The sequence below is a fragment of the Paracoccus shanxieyensis genome (assembly GCF_009711265.1).
Lineage (GTDB): Bacteria > Pseudomonadota > Alphaproteobacteria > Rhodobacterales > Rhodobacteraceae > Paracoccus > Paracoccus shanxieyensis.
In genome coordinates this window covers 20,946-39,637 of record NZ_WMII01000019.1, presented here as the reverse complement: position 1 = coordinate 39,637, position 18,692 = coordinate 20,946, and the positions used below count along the sequence as shown (strand labels likewise).

20 protein-coding genes and 1 pseudogene are annotated in these 18,692 nt (G+C 56.9%); 18 read left to right on the top strand and 3 right to left on the bottom strand.

The genetic code is table 11. From position 1 onward, the window contains the following. Window positions 1–66 precede the first annotated feature (66 nt). The gene (locus GL284_RS16955) at window positions 67–1,200 is read right to left on the bottom strand and encodes a site-specific integrase (protein WP_131390114.1); all 1,134 of its coding nucleotides are present in this window, start codon (window positions 1,198–1,200) and stop codon (window positions 67–69) included. 125 nt (window positions 1,201–1,325) lie between these two features. Here GL284_RS16955 and GL284_RS16950 point away from each other — a divergent pair, with 125 nt between their 5' ends. The 4 genes from GL284_RS16950 (at window position 1,326) to GL284_RS16935 (ending at window position 5,306) form a co-directional block, all read left to right on the top strand. Next, complete coding sequence (locus tag GL284_RS16950) at window positions 1,326–1,757, top strand: DUF1403 family protein (RefSeq protein WP_155045810.1); 432 nt, start codon at window positions 1,326–1,328, stop codon at window positions 1,755–1,757. 150 nt (window positions 1,758–1,907) lie between these two features. After that, the gene (locus GL284_RS16945; protein ID WP_155045809.1) at window positions 1,908–3,536 is read left to right on the top strand and encodes a Mu transposase C-terminal domain-containing protein; all 1,629 of its coding nucleotides are present in this window, start codon (window positions 1,908–1,910) and stop codon (window positions 3,534–3,536) included. Beyond that, a complete protein-coding gene (locus GL284_RS16940; protein ID WP_230383148.1) occupies window positions 3,514–4,371 on the top strand; it encodes a TniB family NTP-binding protein in 858 nt (285 codons plus the stop codon). The genes GL284_RS16945 and GL284_RS16940 overlap by 23 nt, the downstream gene beginning before the upstream one ends. Beyond that, window positions 4,332–5,306 (top strand): TniQ family protein, encoded by a 975-nt coding sequence (locus tag GL284_RS16935; protein WP_196217077.1) that lies wholly within the window; start codon window positions 4,332–4,334, stop codon window positions 5,304–5,306. Before GL284_RS16940 ends, GL284_RS16935 begins: the two co-directional genes overlap by 40 nt. On the opposite strand, the gene GL284_RS21565 is transcribed toward GL284_RS16935, so the two are convergent. After that, window positions 5,246–5,743, bottom strand: coding sequence for a hypothetical protein (locus GL284_RS21565; RefSeq protein ID WP_230383146.1), 498 nt, complete (start codon window positions 5,741–5,743; stop codon window positions 5,246–5,248). The two genes, GL284_RS16935 and GL284_RS21565, sit on opposite strands and share 61 nt — an antisense overlap. Before the next feature lie 29 nt (window positions 5,744–5,772). On the opposite strand from GL284_RS21565, the gene GL284_RS16925 reads away from it, so the two are divergent. From GL284_RS16925 to GL284_RS16905, 5 genes and pseudogenes are all read left to right on the top strand, one after another. After that, window positions 5,773–6,840, top strand: a complete 1,068-nt coding sequence (locus GL284_RS16925; protein ID WP_198647702.1) for a recombinase family protein — start codon at window positions 5,773–5,775, stop codon at window positions 6,838–6,840. A gap of 239 nt (window positions 6,841–7,079) precedes the next feature. Next, a complete protein-coding gene (istA, locus tag GL284_RS16920) occupies window positions 7,080–8,579 on the top strand; it encodes an IS21 family transposase (RefSeq protein WP_131390051.1) in 1,500 nt (499 codons plus the stop codon). A gap of 1 nt (window position 8,580) precedes the next feature. After that, the gene (istB, locus tag GL284_RS16915; protein ID WP_107327912.1) at window positions 8,581–9,315 is read left to right on the top strand and encodes an IS21-like element helper ATPase IstB; all 735 of its coding nucleotides are present in this window, start codon (window positions 8,581–8,583) and stop codon (window positions 9,313–9,315) included. Between the two features lie 124 nt (window positions 9,316–9,439). After that, window positions 9,440–9,874, top strand: a pseudogene (locus GL284_RS16910) (integrase core domain-containing protein); the annotation flags it as partial. A 73-nt stretch (window positions 9,875–9,947) separates the two neighbouring features. Continuing rightward, on the top strand, window positions 9,948–10,232 hold the full coding sequence (locus GL284_RS16905) for an argonaute/piwi family protein (RefSeq protein WP_131390053.1): 285 nt from the start codon (window positions 9,948–9,950) through the stop codon (window positions 10,230–10,232). A gap of 302 nt (window positions 10,233–10,534) precedes the next feature. Here GL284_RS16905 and phnF read toward each other — a convergent pair whose 3' ends face one another. Beyond that, the gene (gene phnF / locus GL284_RS16900; protein ID WP_230383145.1) at window positions 10,535–11,311 is read right to left on the bottom strand and encodes a phosphonate metabolism transcriptional regulator PhnF; all 777 of its coding nucleotides are present in this window, start codon (window positions 11,309–11,311) and stop codon (window positions 10,535–10,537) included. Window positions 11,312–11,428: 117 nt separating this feature from the next. On the opposite strand from phnF, the gene phnG reads away from it, so the two are divergent. The 9 genes from phnG to phnN all read left to right on the top strand — a co-directional run bounded on the left by phnG (window position 11,429) and on the right by phnN (window position 18,559). Then, window positions 11,429–11,944 (top strand): phosphonate C-P lyase system protein PhnG, encoded by a 516-nt coding sequence (gene phnG, locus GL284_RS16895; RefSeq protein WP_131390055.1) that lies wholly within the window; start codon window positions 11,429–11,431, stop codon window positions 11,942–11,944. Continuing rightward, window positions 11,944–12,555, top strand: a complete 612-nt coding sequence (phnH, locus tag GL284_RS16890) for a phosphonate C-P lyase system protein PhnH (RefSeq protein WP_024897962.1) — start codon at window positions 11,944–11,946, stop codon at window positions 12,553–12,555. Before phnG ends, phnH begins: the two co-directional genes overlap by 1 nt. A gap of 3 nt (window positions 12,556–12,558) precedes the next feature. Further along, the gene (locus tag GL284_RS16885; protein WP_024897963.1) at window positions 12,559–13,728 is read left to right on the top strand and encodes a carbon-phosphorus lyase complex subunit; all 1,170 of its coding nucleotides are present in this window, start codon (window positions 12,559–12,561) and stop codon (window positions 13,726–13,728) included. Further along, window positions 13,725–14,618: an alpha-D-ribose 1-methylphosphonate 5-phosphate C-P-lyase PhnJ gene (locus tag GL284_RS16880; protein WP_007875096.1), complete on the top strand. Its 894-nt coding sequence runs from the start codon at window positions 13,725–13,727 to the stop codon at window positions 14,616–14,618. The genes GL284_RS16885 and GL284_RS16880 overlap by 4 nt, the downstream gene beginning before the upstream one ends. Then, entirely contained in the window at window positions 14,615–15,403 is a 789-nt protein-coding gene (phnK, locus tag GL284_RS16875) for a phosphonate C-P lyase system protein PhnK (RefSeq protein ID WP_230383144.1), read from the top strand. Before GL284_RS16880 ends, phnK begins: the two co-directional genes overlap by 4 nt. Window positions 15,404–15,470: 67 nt before the next feature. Continuing rightward, the gene (phnL, locus tag GL284_RS16870) at window positions 15,471–16,190 is read left to right on the top strand and encodes a phosphonate C-P lyase system protein PhnL (RefSeq protein WP_024897965.1); all 720 of its coding nucleotides are present in this window, start codon (window positions 15,471–15,473) and stop codon (window positions 16,188–16,190) included. Next, window positions 16,187–16,843: a DapH/DapD/GlmU-related protein gene (locus tag GL284_RS16865; RefSeq protein ID WP_024897966.1), complete on the top strand. Its 657-nt coding sequence runs from the start codon at window positions 16,187–16,189 to the stop codon at window positions 16,841–16,843. Before phnL ends, GL284_RS16865 begins: the two co-directional genes overlap by 4 nt. Continuing rightward, window positions 16,836–17,975, top strand: coding sequence for an alpha-D-ribose 1-methylphosphonate 5-triphosphate diphosphatase (locus tag GL284_RS16860; RefSeq protein WP_024897967.1), 1,140 nt, complete (start codon window positions 16,836–16,838; stop codon window positions 17,973–17,975). The genes GL284_RS16865 and GL284_RS16860 overlap by 8 nt, the downstream gene beginning before the upstream one ends. After that, the gene (gene phnN / locus GL284_RS16855; RefSeq protein ID WP_230383143.1) at window positions 17,975–18,559 is read left to right on the top strand and encodes a phosphonate metabolism protein/1,5-bisphosphokinase (PRPP-forming) PhnN; all 585 of its coding nucleotides are present in this window, start codon (window positions 17,975–17,977) and stop codon (window positions 18,557–18,559) included. Before GL284_RS16860 ends, phnN begins: the two co-directional genes overlap by 1 nt. The last annotated feature ends 133 nt before the right edge of the window (window positions 18,560–18,692 follow it).

Here is an 18,692-nt window from a genome sequence, read left to right as displayed (position 1 = left end):
ACTATTATGACTATAATACACAAACGGTCCTGCTGCAAGCGCTTGGCGGGAAAGGGGAGGGGACAGCTAAAGTCCGGATGCCTTGGTCAGATTTACCCGGAAGCGGTCGCGCCTTCGCTGGTACCGGCGAGTCATCTCTGCTGACGCGTGCCCCAGCTGCTTCTGGACATAGCGTTCATCGACCTCGGCCGAGGAGGCGAGGCCCGCTCTCAGCGAATGTCCGGAGAACTTGAAGACGCGCTCGATCTCGCTGAGATCGCCGCGAACGCCTGCCGCCATCGCGGCCCTTTTTACAAGCCGAGCAACCTCCTTGTCGTTCAGCCGCTCTGACCCGACAGCTTTTCCTTGCCCCGTCACCCGACGAAACAGGGGGCCATGAGCCAGCTTGGCGAACTTGATCCAGGTCTCGATTGCGGCAACCGGGCAGGTCGCATCGGCTGAGCCGCGGCCGACCTCGACCTCTCGCCATCCGGTTTTACCGCGCAGGGTAATAAGCATGCCCTTGTCGAGAATTTCGATCCAGCCGCGGCCGTCTTCGGTCTGGTTGGCCTTCAAATCAAGGCCAACGATCTCTGAACGCCGAAGACCGCCAGCAAAGCCGACGAGCAACATAGCCCGATCCCGCAGGCCGCGCAGAGAGCTGCGATCGAGCGTCTCGACCATGGCGATGATGTCTTCAGCCATGACCGCTTCCTTCTGGACCGGTGGCTTGGCGTGGCTGTTGCGGATGCCGGCCATCACGGTGGCGATATGCCGGTCTTTTCGGTCAAGCACGAGTCCGCGCTGGGCATAGTTCCAGGATAGGGAGGAGAGGCGGCGTTCGATGGTCGAGACTGAGTTCGCTTTTGCACCCCGTTCAGCCGTGCCGGAAGCGCAGGCAGTGATATAGAGCCCGATGGTTTGAGGATGCGGAGGAAGAGGAGCCAGGTTTGACCGCCGGCACCACGCCGAAAAGTGCTTCCAGTCTGCGGCGTAGGCTTTGCGGGTATTCGCAGAACTCGCGGCTTCAACGTATCCCCGGGCGCGATCGGCGAGGCTGGTAAGATGCGCTGGCGTCTGATCCTGATCAGTAGGGGAGGGGAGGGCGCTGTCACCCAACACCTCCGGCGTGGAAACATTATGCCTGGTCACCGTACTGAGAGACGGCGCTGAGGTCTTCTCGACGTGATTTTCGGTGTTTTGCTCGATGATTTGGGCCATTTCACCCATAATGAGAAAGATGTCCGATAATGCAAGATTATCGGACATTTTATATTTCTGACATGTAGTGCGGTTTGCATCTATATAGATAGCATAAACCGCACATTTGATCTATACTGCGAAGCATGAACTCGATCACCAAAGTGCAAATTCCATCAGTGACATGGTCGGCGAACATGCCGGGCTGGACGTTGGCATATGGCCGTGACATCGACGAAATTGATGCCGCCTTCGCCGCCGGTATCGGATTGAAATCCCTCGACGATTTGATCCGCGCCGACCCTCCTTGGCTCGGCTGCTGGCGCGACCGCCTAGCCCTGAAATCAGCCGCCGTCGCGGCCCGCATGCTCGATCGGAATGAAGAAGAGAATGCGCTGCGCGACGCCGTTTTGCTGACTCCCGCGAATGGAGATCCGGGACCGGCCGGAAAGCTGTTTTTGGCCACACGAATGCTGGCACGTCGAACAGCGATGCCCGGCACTGCGTTTGTCAGGGAACTGGCCGAGCTTCTGTCTATCCGATGGGACATGGAGCTGTTGTCACCGTATCCTAATTAATCAGAATCTGGTCTGAAATTTTGTAACAATATCAACAGTGACCTGTATTCTTAATTTTCATATTGTATCGTTAATTACAATACTGTACCTTTTATTGCCGTAAGGTCGGAACTGTGGATAAGTGTCGACCTATTGAGGCGAGGGATTTACGTGGTCAACGAGCTTTCTGCGAAACATCGTGCAGCGGTTCTTCGTCCGATCCTGGAACTTGAGAAGAAGGGCGAGCCAATCAGCGCGGCTATCGGAGATGCCGCTTGGGAACTGGGCTTAGCAAAAAGCCACACATGGTCGCTCTACCGGCGTCTGAGAGAGAACGATGCGCGCGCTGCGGCGCTGGAATTGGGTCCCCGCGGGCCGAAACCGGGGTCGAAACGGATCGCGCAAGGGGTCGAAGACCTCATCGATGAAAGCCTGCGCAGGTATTATCTGGTCCGCGAACGGTCGAGCTTTTTACGAATCTGGCGGGAGATCCGCGCGGAATGCGAGGCGAAGGGGTTCCAGCCGCCGACCCGGAAGACGGTGAAAGCCCGGCTCGACGCGATGGATCAGCGAAAGGTTCTCCGTAAAAGGCACGGGACAGAGGAAGCTGACAAGGTCTTTGCCGCGCGTCCTGGCCGCCTTGAAGTTTCGGCCCCGCTGGAAGTCGTTCAGATCGATCATACAACTTCGGACATCACGTTGGTAGATCACGTCAATCGACGGCCGCTTGCGCGCCCCTATCTGACGGTAGCCATCGATGTCGCGACCCGAATCGTTCTCGGGGTCTATGTCACTTTCGATGAGCCATCTGTCTTGTCGATCGCACTATGTCTCGATCACTGCGTGCGTCGGAAATCGGTGCACCTCCCAGAAACACTGGAAGAGGTGGTTTGGCCGACGGCCGGCATCCCGAAGGCGATCCACGTCGACAATGCGCAGGAGTTCCACAGCGACGCCTTCAGAATGGCCTGTGAAGATTGGGGCGTTGCTGTCGAGTATCGTCCGCTTGGCGGCAAACACTACGGCGGCCATGTCGAACGGCTGATCGGAACGACTATGGGGGCCGTTCATGTGCTGCCCGGGACTACGCAGTCCTCAATCGTCGAGAAGGGCGACTATGACAGTGAGAAGCATGCGGCCTTGACCCTGGCCGAGTTCGAGGATTGGCTTCATCTGGAAATCTGCCGCTACCACAATACGGTTCACGAAGCCCTCGGCCGAACGCCGCTGGCTGCCTGGGCTGACTTGGGCGGGGATACTGCGGGGCGGCAGGTCGTCGACGTCGAAGCCTTTCGGACGAGCTTCTTGCCCTTCGAGTGGCGCCAGCTCGGGCGCACCGGGGTCACGCTCTTCGGGGTGCACTACTGGAGCGATGTCTTTGCGTCGTTGGTGGGACGCAGGCAGGGCAAGCTACAGGTGAAATACGATCCGCGAGACTTGTCGCAGATCTGGGTCATCACCGATGATGGCCGCGTGATCTCGGCGCGCTACCGGGATCTCAGCCACCCGCGGATATCGCTTTGGGAAAGTCGGCGGGTGCGGAAAGAGTGGCAGGATAAACATGGTGGCCGGATCAACGAGCGGGTCCTATTCCAATTGATTGACGCGCAGCGGCGGCTGGCTGAGGCGGCGCGCCAAAAGACGCGGACTGCCCGGTTGGAAAACGAAAGAGGTGCTCGGCTTCCCCGGCACCAACCGCGCCGCGATCCGTCGCGCGAAATGTTCGCGATTGATACAGGCAACCCTGATCTCCCAACCTATGAGATTGATGAGTTTAATGACCCCAGAAGAAAGAACTGACCGTATCCGCGGCGATCATTGGATCGCGTTTGACCGTGCCACGATCGTTCTCAACCGATTGACATCCTTGATGGAAATGCCGCAGCAAAGCCGGATGCCGGGGCTGATGGTCTATGGAAGCTCTGGTATCGGCAAGACTATGATCGCCAAGCGTATCGCGAGCAAATATCCAACACAGTACAACGCCGAACTGGGCGCCACGAAGACACCCATCCTTTTGGTTCAGGCCCCGCCTGCGCCGGACGAGCGCCGGTTCTATCAGCACATCCTGGCGACGATCGGGGCGCCGATGTGGGGCCGGCATACCGTGTCCGAGCTCGAGGTGCGCGCGCTCAGTCATCTTCGGGATATGGACCTTAGGATGTTGATGATCGACGAGGTGCACAATCTGCTTGCTGGCAGCTACCGGGAGCAACGCCGCTTCCTGAACATGCTCCGGTTCCTCGCCAATGATCTGTGCGCATCACTTGTCGTTTTTGGCGTGAACGAGGCCCTTGAGGCCGTTCGAGGAGACGACCAATTGGCCCGACGTCTGGATGAACACTACTTGCCGCTCTGGGAAGACGACGTGGAGTTCTCCCGCCTCATCCAGACACTGATCGCGGCAATGGCGCTTGAGCAACGCTCAGGCCTTACGGTGGCGTCGCTTCGGACGATCCTGAAAGTGACTGGCGGCGTCACCTCGCGCGTGTTCATCATGATCAAGTCCCTGGCTATCGATGCGATCGAGACCGGAGAAGAGCGGATCACGGACGAAGCGGTTCAGGCTTGGCAACCGGTTTGGACGAAGCACGCGTGGAACATCCCTCGCCAGCCCGCCGCTGCATTCGGGTGACCCCCCCCGGACCGCTACCGTTTCGACCGCCACCTGCACGCGATGAGCTTCTGTCCAGCTGGATCGGGCGATTGGCGAGGGCCAATCACTGCTCCGCTGAAGAACTTTGCGGCTATCTCGGATTGGGGCAGGGCAGGGTGCTGGAGCGTATCAACAATCTCGGACAGGTGGACTGGGCCCGCCTCTGCTCGGCAGTTCAACGGACCCAGCATGAGATTGCCGCCATGACCCTTCCGGATACGGTGCATCATGCCGTGCGATACCTGTCGCGGCATGACTTCCAGCATTGTCCGGGGTGCGCGGAGCAAACGCCCGGTCTCGCTCTTCGTCATTGGCGCTTCGCGTGGTCGCTGACCTGCGAGACCTGTGGTCAGTCCCTCGCGGCGAAATATCCGGCCGGGGCTGTATCAGACCGGCTACTTGCGCGCGCTGCACGTGGCGCGCAGGTCCTAGAAACGGCTGTGGCGAACAACGATCTCAGGCGGCTGCGCCGGATGGATCTGACCCTGCATGTCGTATCGATGCTGGACGTCTGCCGCTCAGCTTCCGTTATCTCCGCAAATGAGCGCGAAAGATTGATAGCGCTCACCGCGGTCGACGTCGGCATGACCCGTCCCTTGTTGGGTGCCGCCATCATCCTGAGAGGAAACGAACGTGCGGTTCGGGGGTTGCGCCGTGCCTTTCCGCAGCATGGTCGGGTGTTTGAACGGATACGAGCATTGACGCATTACCTCGACCAGCGGCTTCCGGGGCGATGGGAAACAGAGCATCCGACCGGGCAGAAAACAAATGGAACGAGCCGCCCAAGTGCATCCGAGAGCGCTCTGCAGGCAGCTCGTCAGGCCATCTCCGAACTTGGATCCGAGGCAGATCGTCAAGCGCTTCTGGCGCGGGCCGATGCAATCTGGAAGCGCTCAAGCGGCATCGAGCACTGAAGCGTGTTGCCTGTGGATGTATTGTAATTAAGGGTATAAAAACGCCCCAAAATGCTCCGAAGCCGCAGAATCTGATTAATTAGGGTACAGTGACAGGTGGCGTAAGCTTCTCTGGTCGCAAAGCGAATGACGCGATCGTTCGCAGGAGAAGTTTGCTCGGATGCCGGGCCTTCGATGATACCAAGTACAAACGCTCTTACGACCGGCGAGGAGACCACGAGCCGAAGGAAAAACATAACCTCTGGAGCATGTTGACCAGACAGCCAGTGTTTTACGGTTCGTTCGCTGGCGCCTGTCTGGCGCATCAACTCCTTGATTGCGCGGTGACTATCGCCATGCTCTTTCTTCAAGAGATCGGCGACGGTGAGGGCAAGGACCTCTCGGTCACCCAGAAAGCCGGGCCAAGTCGGCAACTTACTGCCCTTTTTCGGCAACATCTTCCGCTCCTTCATGCGCTAGGATTGCGATGCGGATGTCTGCAAAAATGGATGTGCTCGGCGCCGCGCCAGCCTCAGGATCAAGCGCCTTTGATCAACGACAGGAGGGGCAAAAAGTGGATCGGGAGACCTTTAACGGCATGTCATCGGAGCCGCAGCCAATTCGGGCTGCCGAATATGTCCGTATGTCGACCGATCATCAGCGATATTCTACCGAAAACCAGTCGGAGGCAATTCGGGACTATGCTCGGGCGCGTGGTATTGAGATTGTCCGGACATACGCGGATTCCGGAAAGAGTGGCCTGAAAATCGAAGGGCGCGATGCGCTACGCCAGCTCATCGAGGACGTGCAGATCGGCACAACCGATTTCACGATGGTCCTGGTCTATGACGTAAGTCGATGGGGCCGGTTCCAAGATGCCGATGAAAGCGCTTATTACGAATACATCTGCCGCCGTGCCGGGATCTCTGTCCAGTATTGCGCCGAACAGTTTGAAAATGACGGCAGCCCGGTGTCCACCATCGTCAAAGGCGTTAAGCGGGCTATGGCTGGAGAGTATAGCCGTGAGTTGTCGGCGAAGGTTTTCGCGGGGCAGGGCCGGCTGATCGAAAAGGGGTACCGGCAAGGCGGACCAGCTGGTTTCGGCTTACGACGAACCCTGATCGATGAACGCGGCCAGGTGAAAGGTATTCTACAGCGCGGTGAGCACAAAAGCATTCAGACTGACCGTGTGATCCTCACTTTGGGGCCGGTTGAAGAGGTGGAGCTGGTTCGCGAAATATATCGCAGATTTGTCCATCACGGGGAAAGTGAGAGCGAAATTGCAACTGATCTGAATAAGCGGGGCATCAAATCCGACCTTGGGCGCAACTGGACGAGAGGGACCGTCCATCAAATCCTGATCAATGAGAAATATGCCGGCGACAATGTGTGGAACCGACAGTCTTTCAAATTAAAGAAACGGCATGTCCGTAATGATCCCGACATGTGGGTCAGGGCTAACGGTGTGTTCGACGCTGTCATCGAGCGATTCCTCTTCGAGGCAGCTCGAACTGTTATCAACGCCCGGTCGTTCCGGCTGAGCGATGAAGTGTGATTAGGCATGGAATAAGGACCCCGCACATGGGGTGATCGGCGTCCAAACGGGACCCCCATCTGCAATGGGGTTACAACAGCCTCCGGTTTCATCGGAGGCTTTTTGTTCGGATGCTTATTGTGGATGTGATTAGGCATGGAATAAGGACCCCGCACATGGGGTGATCGGCGTCCAAACGGGACCCCCATCTGCGATGGGGTTACAACAGCCTCCGGTTTCATCGGAGGCTTTTTGTTTGGATGCTTATTGTGGAAACAATTCTGAAGATACGGCGGCTAGCCCATGTTCAGGGCAAGTCGATCAAGGCGATCTGTCGGGAGTTGGGCATATCGCGGAAAGTGGTGCGGAAGGTTTTGCGCACCGATGAGACGGAGTTCAAATACGAACGGAGCCGTCAACCTCAGCCGAAGCTCGGCCCCTGGCGCGGTCAGCTCGATGGAATGCTGCTCGCCAATGAGGCCAAATCCTCTCGCGAACGGCTGACACTGATCCGGATATTCGAGGACTTGCGCGACCTCGGCTACGAGGGCGGTTACGACACAGTCCGGCGTTACGCCCGAACCTGGGCGAAGGAGCGCGGGTCCGTGACGGCGCAAGCCTATGTACCGCTCTATTACGCGCCGGGCGAGGCCTACCAGTTCGACTGGAGCCACGAGATTGTCGTGCTGAACGGCGTGACGACGACGGTGAAGGTTGCGCATATCCGGCTCTGCCACAGCCGGATGATGTATGTGAGAGCCTATCCGCGCGAGACGCAAGAGATGGTCTTCGACGCCCATGACAGGGCGTTCGCTTTCTTCGGCGGGGCCTGCACGCGCGGCATCTATGATAATATGAAGACCGCGGTGGAGACGGTCTTCGTCGGCAAGGAACGGCAATACAATCGCCGCTTCCTACAGATGTGCAGCCATTACCTGATCGAACCGGTGGCCTGCACGCCAGCGTCGGGATGGGAAAAAGGCCAGGTCGAGAACCAGGTCAATCTGGTGCGCGAACGCTTCTTCACGCCGCGGCTGCGCTTCAAATCCTACGATGAACTGAATGGCTGGTTGTTGGACAAGTGCATCAGTTACGCCCGCGCTCATAAGCACGTCGATCAGACGGAGCGCACGATCTGGGAGGTGTTCGATGCGGAGCGGCCGCACCTGGTCGGCTATCCCGGCAAATTCGACGGCTTCCACGCTGTGCAGGCCTCGATCGGCAAGACCTGCCTCGTGCGTTTCGACAACAACAAATACTCGGTGCTGTCCACGGCAGTCGGCCGCCCTGCCGAGATACATGCCTATGCAGATCGCATCGTCATCCGGCAGGATGGCGTGGAGATCGGCCAACACGATCGCTGCTTCGGCCGTGGCGAGACGATCTATAATCCCTGGCATTACGTGCCGGTCCTGACCCGCAAACCGGGAGCACTGCGCAACGGTGCGCCGTTCCACGACTGGGTTTTGCCCGCCGCCATGGAGAAGGTGCGCCGCCGGCTGAAGGCCATGCATGACGGCGACCGGCAGATGGTGTCGATCCTCGAATGCGTGGGCCTGGACGGGCTCCCCGCCGTCGAAGCGGCCTGCCAGGAGGCGATCGATCAGGGCGTGTTCTCGGCCGCCGTCATCATCAACATTCTGGCCCGCAAGCGTGATCCGCAGCCGGCTGCCATCCTTTCCATCCCCGATGCGCTTCGCCTGACCCATGAGCCTCTGGCCGACTGCGCCCATTACGACAGCCTCAGGAGGGCAAGCTGATATGGAACGATCCCAAATCCTCGACATGATGGGCACGCTGAAGCTGTTCGGCATGCGTAGCGCCTATGACGAGATCATGGCCTCCGGCATCAAGCGACAGCACGAACCGCCGCGCATCGTCGGTGACCTGCTTCAGTCGGAGATCGCCGAGAAGCAGGCACGGTCCATCAAATACCAGATCACCGTCGCCAAGCTGCCACTGGCCAAGGACATCGACGACTTCGACTTCACCGACACGCCGGTCAACGAAGGCCTGGTGCGCCAACTCGCAACCGGGGCCTTCCTCGCCGAGCAGCACAATATCGTTCTGGTCGGCGGAACCGGCACGGGGAAGTCCCACCTGTCCATCGCGCTTGCACGTGCCTTGATCCGCAACGGAGCACGAGGCCGCTTCTTCAACGTTGTCGACCTCGTCAATCGGCTCGAGACGGAGGCACGTAGCGGTAAGCAGGGACGACTGGCCGACTTCATCACCAGGCTCGACTTCGTAATCATGGACGAACTGGGCTATCTCCCATTTGCCCAGGCGGGCGGCCAGCTCCTCTTCCATCTCATCAGCAGGCTCTACGAGCGGACATCGATCATCGTCACGACGAACCTAGCCTTCGGCGAGTGGCCGGCCGTATCCGGCGACGCCAAGATGACCGCCGCTCTACTCGACAGGCTCACCCACCATTGCGAGATCGTGGAAACCGGGAACGAATCCTGGCGCTTTAAAAACCGCTCTCAAAGCTAAAGCCGAAAAGACAAACAACCCGCGCCCGCAGGCCCCTGCGCTAAATGGAGAGCTCCGGGCCTACGCGCGCTGACCCGATGCAACTAGAGGCAGGGGTCCCTTTTGGGAGCCGATAAGGGGTCCCGTTACGACGCCGATTGACACACTGGCCGCCTCAGGCTGCGACAAGGTCAAGGTCGAACATCGGCCGCGCCTGCTGTCCGACAACGGCCCGTGTTACGTTGCGTCCGATCTCGGCGAATGGCTGGACAAATACAAGATCGACCAGGTCCACGGCGCTCCTGGCCACCCGCAGACACAAGGCAAAATCGAACGCTGGCACCAGACGCTGAAGAACCGCATTCTCTTGGAAAACTACTTCTTCAAGGAAGACCTCGAAGCCCAGATCGCGGCCTTCGTCGAGCATTACAATCATCGCCGATACCACGAGAGCCTCGACAATCTCACCCCGGCCGACGTCTACTTCGGACGCGGCCAGACCATCCTCATCGAACGTGAAAGGATCAAACGAGACACAATCCGACAGCGCCGCTTGAACCACCACGCCAAAGCGGCTTAAATCAACATGCAAACCGAGCCGGAAACTCCGTTCTTCCAAAGCCCAAAACGTCTCAAATCATTCGACGACGGACATGACACCCGACCGTGTCGTGATCCATAAGACGACAAACTATCAGCCAGAAGAAGAGCGGGGCTTTCGGACGGCTGCCAAAGATCGGGTCGCCAACTGTGATCTGATCTGGCTGCGCAATACCTCATTTCGAGTCGTTCGCAAAGGAACAGAAGAACCATGGCGCGGCACGTTGTGTTCGCTGGATGGTCATTCCTATCTTTTCACGAGCGGATATATCCCGTGGTGGAACGAGTTCCCTGGGATGAACATTCCGGCACCACTGGAAATCCTCTCTTCGCAATGAAGCCAATTCTGTCTCATGGGCGCTGATGTCGGACAGCCACAACAAAGTCGGCCAGCCTCAACACCGGTGGTGGCCAGAAGACCGACCATGCACTAACACTCCAAACGGATCACCCCATCGGGCAGGCCACCCCGTGCGGTGACGTCCTGCCCGAATACTTTCATCATTCAGTTCGACATACATACGCGGGTTCGCGTTTGAACCCTTCTGCAAATTCTTGCTGCTTCAATTCTAAGTCTCCTGTCAGTCTTGTCTAACAGAAGCTCTCAACTTTTGAAGGCCAAGTCCAAGGAAAAAGGTGGTCACATGATTGAGTTATTTTCATTGTCAGTTTCTATCACGAACTCCATACGGTCTGAAGAAAACCGTGTTAGTGAATATTGTATAGGCTTTCCCTTAGTATCGATATTAATTGCGCGAGCGGTCAGAACGATTGCACCTGGAGACAATTTGAGATGTTTGAGATCGTCTGGATCGGCATGGCGTGCCGATATCACAGTCGATTTCCTGAAATAATCACTGATGCCTGCCGCTTTGAAAGCGGAAGTGATCGAGCCGCTGGCCGTATAATCTTCGGTGAAAGTCGGAAAAGCGTTTGAATCTACCCAGTGAGTGGCGATTGAGATGGGGTGCCCGTCGGCGCTGTGCATGGTCTCTAATCGTAAGGCTACAGAACCAATATCCATTCCAAGCGCCTGCGCGATGTCAGTAGTCGCAGTTTCCAAAGAAGAGCTGAGCAGTATGCCCTTGGTTTCGCTCACTTGTGGGGCGAGCGCTTGTGAAATACGCGTGCGGCGCCCGATCTGGTAGGTGAGGCGCTTTGCATTGGCGATAAAGGTGCCGCGTCCTTGTTCCGCGCGCAATACACCTTCCTGAGTAAGAGCCGCAATTGCGCTGCGTACGGTATGGCGATTGACGCCAAATCGTTCAGCCAGATCCATTTCGGCTGGCATGCGCGCACCCGTTGTAAGTTTCCCGACCATGATGTCACCGCGTATCTCGTCGGCAATCTGCCGCCAGATGGCTACACCGCTGTTTCTTTCAATCCGTCCGCTCTTTTTCATCGGCGCCTTTGTCATCAATTGTCATCGTCCTGTCATTGACAGGGTGTATCTATTCTGATATTGTATAGTTGTCTATATGAATAGACAATTAAGGTTATCAAGTCAACCGGATTAGATAGGGCGGATAAGCTCATGAACGCGACGGAGCAAACGACAGTCGAAAGTGGAGATGGCTCCACGGCTGGAGCCAATTTTGCACTGGATACAACGCAGGCTGCACGTCAGGCAAGCATGGCGCTTCTCGCGCGCGCAAGCGGTGAAGAATTGAAAACGTTCTGGCAGAACTGGGCGGACAAGCCTGAATTTGAAGTTTTGCGTGGTCCGGAAATCGGACTGGTCATGATGCGTGGCCGCATTGGCGGTGGCGGTGCCCTGTTCAATGTAGGCGAGGCAACCGTTACCCGCGCAACTGTTCGTCTGGCGAATGGCTCTGTAGGACATTCCTATGCGCTTGGACGCGATCAGGAAAAGGCAAGGCTTGCCGCATTGTTTGATGCGCTCTGGATCGATGAAGCCACCCGCGATGCGATCGAAAGCGATGTGCTTAAAACATTGCGCGGGCGTGTTGATGCCACAGATGCAAAACGGCGTGGCGAAGCTGCCGCTACAAAAGTCGATTTCTTCACTATGGTTCGGGGAGACAACTGATGCTCCATTCTACTTCTGCATTTGAGGGCGGACTGACAGATCCAGTCAATGAAGCGCAGATGGCGTTTCATGCGGTCATGCACGCAATGGCTAATCCCGGTCGCATCTATTCGCTGCCGAGTGCTGCTGTGCCATCAAAGCCACTCACGCCAGAGCTTGGCCTGATCGCTGCAACGCTGCTTGATCACGACGCAAGCGTCTGGGTCGACGCCAAAGTCGCAGCCAATCAGGATGCAACAGCCTGGCTGACATTCCATGCCGGCGCGCCCATCGTTGGGGATCAGTCTAAAGCACAGTTCGCGCTCGTAAGTGATGCGCAATCGCTGCCAGCACTTTCTTCCTTTTCCCAAGGAGAACCAGAATTTCCGGACCGTTCGACGACCGTTGTTCTGGCTGTATCGTCGCTCGATAGCGGACAGGGGTTCACCCTCAAAGGCCCGGGCATCAAGGATGAAACTGTGCTGAACGTCGATGGTCTGCCGCAGGATTTTGCTGCGCAATGGCGTGAAAATGGCGCGCTGTTTCCGTTGGGTATCGATCTGCTACTCGTTGCTGACGGCAAAGTCGCAGCGCTTCCGCGTACCACGCGTATCGTTAGTTCGGAGGGTTGATCCATGTATGTTGCAGTAAAGGGCGGTGAAACCGCCATCCGCAATGCCCACCGTCTGCTTGATGATCGCCGTCGTGGCGACCGCTCGGTTCCAGCGTTACGTCTTGACCAGATTGCCGAACAGCTGGGTCTCGCCGTTGATCGCGTCATGGCCGAAGGTTCGCTTTATGACCGAGAGCTCGCAGCACTTGCCGTGCGCCAGTCGCGGGGCGATCTGATTGAGGCAATCTTTCTGGTTCGTGCCTACCGCACAACCCTGCCGCGTTTTGGCTATTCGCTACCCCTTGAGACCGCGAATATGCTGATCGAACGCCGCATTTCGGCCACCTATAAAGATCTGCCCGGTGGGCAGTTGTTGGGGCCGACATTTGACTACACGCATCGTCTGCTTGATCCGGAACTGGCGGGTGATGTCAGTGTTCCCGAGCCGGAAGTGCGTGCGATTGAGCCTGAAGAAACGCCACGCGTGACCGATATTCTCGGTGTCAACGGCATGATCGAAGAAGACGGTGCGATGCCGGAGGGGCATGAGCCGGGCGATCTTACCCGCGAACCTTGGACGTTCCCGATGCCGCGTGATCTGCGCTTGCAGGCTTTGGCGCGCGGTGATGAAGGCTTCCTGCTGGCTCTGGGTTATTCCACGCAACGCGGTTATGGCAACACGCATCCATTTGTCGGTGAAATCCGCATTGGCGAGGTGGAGGTTGAGTTTGATGTGCCTGAGCTCGGCTTTTCCGTTTCGCTTGGCCGTGTTCAGCTGACCGAATGCCAGATGGTGAGCCAGTTCAAAGGCTCGTCCAAGCAGGCACCACAGTTCACCCGTGGCTACGGTCTGGTGTTCGGACAAAGCGAGCGCAAAGCCATGTCGATGTCGCTTTGCGACCGGGCGCTGCGTGTCCGCGAATTCGATGCGGATGTGACAGCACCCGCGCAGGACGAAGAATTTGTCATCTCCCATTCCGATAATGTGCAGTCGACGGGCTTCGTCGAGCATCTGAAATTGCCCCATTACGTGGACTTTCAGGCCGAGCTTGATCTCATCCGCCGTATGCGTGCGGAATATGAACAAGCGAACAACGAGACTGAAGTTTTGGCAACCGAAGCAGCAGCCAATATCGGCACAGGCAAGGAAGCAGCAGCCAATATTGCCGCAGGCAAGGAAGCAGCAGAATGAGCGATCTAGCCAATTACAATTTCGCCTATCTGGACGAGCAGACAAAGCGGATGATCCGTCGTGCTATCCTGAAAGCCATTGCTATTCCGGGCTATCAGGTTCCGTTCGCAAGCCGTGAAATGCCGATGCCTTATGGCTGGGGCACAGGCGGCGTGCAGGTGACGGCGGCAATTCTCGGTCAGGATGATGTGCTCAAAGTTATCGATCAGGGCGCTGATGATACGACCAATGCCGTTTCCATCCGGGCATTCTTCCAGAAAACCGCTGATGTTGCCGTGACCACCCATACGGGTGAGGCGACTATCATCCAGACACGTCACCGCATTCCGGAATATCCGCTGACTGAAGGGCAGGTGATTGTCTATCAGGTGCCAATTCCTGAGCCGCTGCGTTTTCTGGAACCGCGTGAAACCGAAACGCGCAAGATGCACGCGCTTGCCGAATATGGCCTCATGCATGTGAAGCTTTACGAGGATATCGCGCGCCATGGCCATATCGCCAAGACCTATGATTATCCGGTGATGATCGAAGGGCGCTATGTCATGGCACCGTCGCCGACGCCCAAGTTCGACAATCCAAAGATGCATATGTCGCCAGCTTTGCAGCTGTTTGGTGCCGGTCGTGAAAAGCGCATCTATGCCGTACCGCCTTATACGGATGTCGTGAGCCTCGATTTCGAGGATCATCCATTTGAAGTGCAGAAATTCAAACAGCCTTGCGCATTGTGTGGCGCACGCGGCGTCTATCTGGACGAAGTCGTGCTCGATGACCGTGGCGGCTCGATGTTTGTCTGCTCCGACACCGATTATTGTGAAGATCGTCAGGCGAATGGCCACTTTGGTCATCTGGCAGCGAACAATGAGGCCGCAGCCAAAGGAGCCCTGAAATGAGTATTGAAATGAGCGTCGAACCTCTGCTGAAAGTCAGCAATCTCTCGAAGTTTTATGGCAGTCGTCGCGGTTGCGCGGATATCGATTTCTCGCTGTGGCCGGGCGAAGTGCTGGCCATCGTCGGTGAATCGGGTTCGGGCAAGACGACTTTGCTCAACTGTCTGGCGACACGTCTGGAACCGACATCGGGCAGCGTGGAATATCGAATGCGTGATGGCGAGTTCCGCGATCTTTACAAGATCGGAGAGGCTGAACGCCGCTTTCTGATGCGTACCGACTGGGGCTTCGTGCATCAGAATCCTTCGGATGGTCTGCGCATGACCGTTTCGGCAGGTGCCAATGTCGGTGAACGGCTTATGGCTGTTGGCGAGCGCCATTATGGCAATATTCGCAACACGGCAACTGAATGGCTCGGACGTGTCGAAATCGCTGCCGACCGCATCGACGACCAGCCCGGCGCTTTCTCCGGCGGCATGCGTCAGCGTCTGCAGATTGCGCGCAATCTCGTCACAGCGCCGCGTCTTGTTTTCATGGATGAACCGACTGGCGGTCTCGACGTGTCCGTGCAGGCACGCCTTCTCGACCTGCTGCGCGGTCTGGTGAGCGATCTCGGCCTTTCGGTTGTCATCGTGACCCACGACCTCGCAGTGGCGCGTCTTCTGTCCCATCGCATCATGGTCATGAAAGACGGCCATATTGTCGAACAGGGCCTGACAGACCGCGTTCTGGATGACCCGCAAGCGCCTTACACGCAGCTGCTCGTGTCGTCTATTCTGCAGGTTTAGTAAATTAAAACAGATGTTTGCAGCGTGTTGTTCGTAAATTAGCGAAACTTCATGCGTGAGGTGAGAAATGACACAAGTTAGAACATCCTCTCCGTTGGCCGTGTCGGGTCTGGCGAAGACTTTCACGATGCATTTGCAGGGTGGCATTCAGTTGCCAGTCGTAAGTGGCGTGGACTTCAATCTGGAAGCAGGCGAATGCGCCGTGCTAGGCGGACCTTCCGGTGCTGGTAAAAGCTCCATTCTCAAGATGGTCTATGGCAATTACGCCGTGAATGCAGGTTCAATCCTCATTCGTCACGAAGACCGTATGGTGGATCTGGCAACAGCCGATCCGCGCGAAGTGCTGGCTGTTCGGCGTGATACGATTGGTTATGTCAGCCAGTTCCTGCGCACATTGCCACGCGTGGCGGCAATCGATGTCGTTGCGGAGCCATTGGTGGCTCGTGGTGTTGATCGCGATGCTGCTCGCAATCGTGCAAGCGAATTGCTCGCGCAGCTCAACCTGCCGGAACGGCTCTGGGCATTGCCACCTGCAACCTTCTCCGGCGGTGAGCAGCAGCGCGTGAATATTGCGCGCGGTTTCATCACGGATCATCCGGTGTTGCTGCTTGATGAGCCGACAGCTTCGCTCGATGCCAAAAACAGGGCAGTCGTTGTTGATCTCATCAAGGCCAAGAAGGCGCAAGGCGTCGCAATGCTTGGCATTTTCCACGATGAAGATGTGCGTGAACAGGTTGCTGATCGCATTATCGACGTAACCGCTTTCTCGCCGAAGGCAGCAGCATGACCAAGCTCTCAGTAGAACCACTGGTTCACGAAACGGCTGAAGTAAACGGTAGCAAGCTCGGTCGATATACCGAGATCGGCGCGCGCAGCCGTGTTTCGGAGACTGTGCTGGACGACTATTCCTATCTCGGTATCGATTGCGAAATCTGGTGTGCTGAGATCGGTAAGTTTTCCAATATCGCCAGCCATGTGCGTATCAACGCCACCAATCATCCGACATGGCGTCCGACGTTGCATCATTTCACCTATCGCGCCGGTGATTACTGGCCGGAAGAAAAGGATGAGACGGAGTTCTTTGATTGGCGTCGCGGCAATGCCGTGAAAATCGGTCACGACACATGGCTCGGCCATGGCTCCACCATCTTGCCGGGTGTGACGGTTGGCAACGGTGCGGTTGTCGGTGCCGGAGCTGTCGTGAGCAGGGACGTGGCGCCCTATACAATTGTTGGTGGGGTTCCGGCGCGTCTCATTCGCGAACGCTTCGACGCTGCGATCGGCAATCGTCTGGATCGACTGGCCTGGTGGGACTGGAGCCATGATCGTCTGCGCCAGGCGCTCGATGATTTCCGCGCGCTCGATATCGAAGCATTCCTCTCGAAATATGAAACGGCCGCCAATGCGAATGCGGTCATGAAAGAGCTATCCAATGGCTAATGAAACCGTTCTGAAAAATGCGCAGATCGTGCTTGCTGATGAGATCGTTTCCGGTTCTATCCTGATCCGTGATGGCAAAATTGCCGCCATTGATCAGGGCAATACCAACGGCGGCGATGACATGGATGGCGATTATGTTATTCCGGGCCTCATCGAGCTGCATACCGATCAGCTGGAAAGCCATTACGCGCCGCGTCCAAAGGTGCGCTGGAATGTCGATGCAGCGGTTCAGGCGCATGATGCGCAGGTTGCAGCATCGGGCATCACGACAGTTTTCGATGCGATGCGCGTTGGTTCTGATTATGACCGTGACTTCGTGGGCAAGGATATGCGGATGCTTGCGGACGCCATCGACAGCGGTGTTCGCGAAAATCGTCTACGTGCAGACCACTTTCTGCATCTGCGTTGCGAAGTTTCCTCAGCAGATTGCCTTGAAACATTCGAGCTTTTCGCAGCCGATGACCGCGTTAAACTCGCTTCGCTGATGGATCATGCACCGGGACAGCGTCAATTCGTTGATCTTAATACGTATCGCACTTATTACATGCGCAAGATGAAGCTCACGGATGAGGAGTTCCGGGTGCATTGTGAGAAGCGTATGGCGGATTCGGACGCCTATTCGGCCAAACATCGTCGTGCCATTGCCGAACTGGCAGCAGCGCGCAGCATCGTGCTGGCCAGCCATGATGATGCGACCAGCGCGCATGTCGATGAATCACTCGACCATGGTGTGCGGATCGCCGAGTTTCCGACCACGATGGAAGCAGCCAGTGCCTCAAAAGGTGCAGGCCTTTCCATTCTGATGGGCGCGCCCAATATTGTGCGCGGTGGCTCGCATTCCGGCAATATTGCTGCACGCGATCTCGTCGATAATGGCAGCCTCGACATTCTGTCCTCGGATTACATTCCGTTCAGCCTCATTCAGTCGGCTTTCGGCCTTGCTTCGGGGGAGCGTCCGATTGCGCTGCCACAGGCTGTCCGCCTCGTAACCAAGAACCCGGCTGATGCCATGGCGATGGATGATCGCGGCGAAATCGCTATCGGAAAGCGTGCCGATCTGGTTCGCGTGCGGCCGAAAGGTGCAATTCCGGTTGTGCGCACTGTCTGGCGCGAAGGCGAACGGGTGCTTTGATGCAGATGCAATCCGATACGCCGAAAGGCTGTTTCGTTGCCGTTGTCGGCCCCAGCGGGGCCGGCAAAGACACGATTATGGATGCAGCGCGTGTGGCTCTTGCGGGCGACACGCGGTTTCATTTTGTGCGCCGGATCATCACGCGTCCGCAAATGCCGGGCACGGAAGATCACGACAGTCTGGATGAAGCAGCATTTACTAAAGCCGCAGGCGAGGGTGCTTTCGCGCTGCACTGGCAGGCGCATAGCCTGAGCTATGGATTGCCGAAATCGCTTGATGATGAAATCGCCGACGGTATCGTGGTGATTGCGAATGTCTCGCGGCGTGTACTTGGCGATATCCGCAGGCTTTATTCGGAACGGTCCGTGGTCGTCATTTCGGCTAGGCCGGAAGTACTTGCAGAGCGGCTTGCATCGCGTGGACGTGAAAGTCGAGAAGAAATCGCTTTGCGACTTAAGCGCGAAGTGAGCTTCGATGACGGTGCAGACGATGTCGTCATAATAGACAATTCAGGGGAAGTCGCTGCTTCCACAGATGCCTTCCTGCGTCATCTGCAGGAAATTAGCATTAAAACAATTGCCTAAATTAAAATCTTAAAGCGGAATGTAAGTTTACACAAACGTCATGGTCCGTTCATTGCAGTGTCATTGAACGGATCATGAGCGGGCATGACTGAAGACGAACTCATGCTTCAACTAAAAAATTGACCCGCCGCTA

Bases quoted from the DNA above. Each gene is read 5' to 3' on its own strand.
- GL284_RS16955 (WP_131390114.1), bottom strand. From the start codon at position 1,200: ATGGCCCAAATCATCGAGCAAAACACCGAAAATCACGTCGAGAAGACC.
- GL284_RS16950 (WP_155045810.1), top strand. From the start codon at position 1,326: ATGAACTCGATCACCAAAGTGCAAATTCCATCAGTGACATGGTCGGCG.
- GL284_RS16940 (WP_230383148.1), top strand. From the start codon at position 3,514: ATGACCCCAGAAGAAAGAACTGACCGTATCCGCGGCGATCATTGGATC.
- GL284_RS21565 (WP_230383146.1), bottom strand. From the start codon at position 5,743: ATGTTGCCGAAAAAGGGCAGTAAGTTGCCGACTTGGCCCGGCTTTCTG.
- GL284_RS16925 (WP_198647702.1), top strand. From the start codon at position 5,773: ATGCGGATGTCTGCAAAAATGGATGTGCTCGGCGCCGCGCCAGCCTCA.
- istA (WP_131390051.1), top strand. From the start codon at position 7,080: ATGCTTATTGTGGAAACAATTCTGAAGATACGGCGGCTAGCCCATGTT.
- istB (WP_107327912.1), top strand. From the start codon at position 8,581: ATGGAACGATCCCAAATCCTCGACATGATGGGCACGCTGAAGCTGTTC.
- GL284_RS16905 (WP_131390053.1), top strand. From the start codon at position 9,948: ATGACACCCGACCGTGTCGTGATCCATAAGACGACAAACTATCAGCCA.
- phnF (WP_230383145.1), bottom strand. From the start codon at position 11,311: ATGACAAAGGCGCCGATGAAAAAGAGCGGACGGATTGAAAGAAACAGC.
- phnG (WP_131390055.1), top strand. From the start codon at position 11,429: ATGAACGCGACGGAGCAAACGACAGTCGAAAGTGGAGATGGCTCCACG.
- phnH (WP_024897962.1), top strand. From the start codon at position 11,944: ATGCTCCATTCTACTTCTGCATTTGAGGGCGGACTGACAGATCCAGTC.
- GL284_RS16885 (WP_024897963.1), top strand. From the start codon at position 12,559: ATGTATGTTGCAGTAAAGGGCGGTGAAACCGCCATCCGCAATGCCCAC.
- GL284_RS16880 (WP_007875096.1), top strand. From the start codon at position 13,725: ATGAGCGATCTAGCCAATTACAATTTCGCCTATCTGGACGAGCAGACA.
- phnK (WP_230383144.1), top strand. From the start codon at position 14,615: ATGAGTATTGAAATGAGCGTCGAACCTCTGCTGAAAGTCAGCAATCTC.
- phnL (WP_024897965.1), top strand. From the start codon at position 15,471: ATGACACAAGTTAGAACATCCTCTCCGTTGGCCGTGTCGGGTCTGGCG.
- GL284_RS16865 (WP_024897966.1), top strand. From the start codon at position 16,187: ATGACCAAGCTCTCAGTAGAACCACTGGTTCACGAAACGGCTGAAGTA.
- GL284_RS16860 (WP_024897967.1), top strand. From the start codon at position 16,836: ATGGCTAATGAAACCGTTCTGAAAAATGCGCAGATCGTGCTTGCTGAT.
- phnN (WP_230383143.1), top strand. From the start codon at position 17,975: ATGCAGATGCAATCCGATACGCCGAAAGGCTGTTTCGTTGCCGTTGTC.